The sequence below is a fragment of the Collinsella aerofaciens genome (assembly GCF_039758965.1).
In the GTDB taxonomy this organism is placed as follows: domain Bacteria; phylum Actinomycetota; class Coriobacteriia; order Coriobacteriales; family Coriobacteriaceae; genus Collinsella; species Collinsella aerofaciens_BR.
On record NZ_JBDMSL010000056.1, the window covers coordinates 1 to 1,342 of the forward strand.

1 protein-coding gene is annotated in these 1,342 nt (G+C 61.4%); it reads left to right on the top strand.

The genetic code is table 11. The features are described from left to right. A partial coding sequence (locus ABHU32_RS10005) for an ABC transporter ATP-binding protein (protein ID WP_346979818.1) occupies positions 1-1,338 on the top strand: 1,338 nt, incomplete at its 5' end. Positions 1,339-1,342: the final 4 nt, after the last annotated feature.

A 1,342-nucleotide genomic window follows, 5' to 3' on the forward strand; every position in this document is an offset into this window, starting at 1 on the left:
TTCCTTCCCTTCATCCCCTTCCTTCTCTCGTCGATACTCGTGCTCGGCGCCACAAGGCCCGGGACCCTGGCGGCAAAGGCGCCCGTGCCCAAATTCCGGCGCCTTATCCAGATCGTGTTTTCGATAATTGGCGCGGGGACCGCGATGCTCCTCGCCTGCCTTGCGCCCGGGAGTATTTACGCCTTGGCCCTAAACGGCTTCGGGCAGATCGGGTACCCGATCGCCTTCTTCCATGACGGCGCGCTCACTACCACGACCGCGGGAAACGTCTTCACGACCATACTTCTCGCGCTGCTCGCGGGCGGAACCTTGATATCCGTTTGCTCCGCCGTCCTATCGACCGCAACGAGGCGCGTCCTCGCGGGCCCCCTTACCTCCGCGCTGCTTGTCGCGGCCCCGGCATTCCCGTTATTGTCCGATTCGGCACTGGGGCATAATGCCGCGCTCGAGCTCCTGCCGCTGGCCGTGTTCTCGCCTATCGAGGCAACGGGTTACGTAGGATGCTTCCCGACAGAATTCATTGGCTCCGGTTCGGGCGGCGCATCGATGCTTGCCGTGGCCCTGGCATACGTCGCGGTCCTTTTCGCGGTCGGCGCCGTTGCGACACGTTCGCCCAAACAGGCTGGACCCGCTAAAAAGCACCATGGGCTCGAGCTTCTGGACGCGAGCGTGGGATACGGGAGCACGACGATACTTTCGATCGGGTCGCTTTTCCTGAGCCCGGGAACGGCGGCGGGCCTCGTTGCTCCCAACGGCTCGGGGAAAACCACCCTTCTTGAAGCGCTGTCGGGCCAATTTCCCACCCGCATCCGCTCGGGAAGCCTGGCGGCAGACGGAATCAGCCAACGTCGATCAGCCGAATTTGCAGAACTCGTCTACCTGAGCTCTTCAGGCGGCACGGATCTCTATCCCACGCTATCGGCCATCGAGCACCTTGCTTTCGTTAGGGAGGCGTGGAAATCGGCCGCCGACATCGACTCGCTCTGCGACTCCCTCGGAATCTCCCCATATCTCGACAAGCCGACCCGTAAACTCTCGACAGGAATGAAGCAGCAGGTAAAGCTTGCCATGGCGATAGCGACCGATTGCCCGTACCTCATCCTCGATGAACCGCTGAACGGCCTCGATCCGGGAAAACGGAAAACCTCCTGCGACGCGATGCGCAGCGAGGTGGCGCGGGGACGAAGCGTGCTCATCTCAAGCCATCTGCTCGACGACCTGGCAGACCTCACCAACTCGTTCTACTTCATCGAAGCCGGCACGCTCGTGGAAAAGATCAAGTCGTCCTCGCAGACGCTCAAGCAGGAATACCTCGATACATACGAAGGAGGTGAATGACATG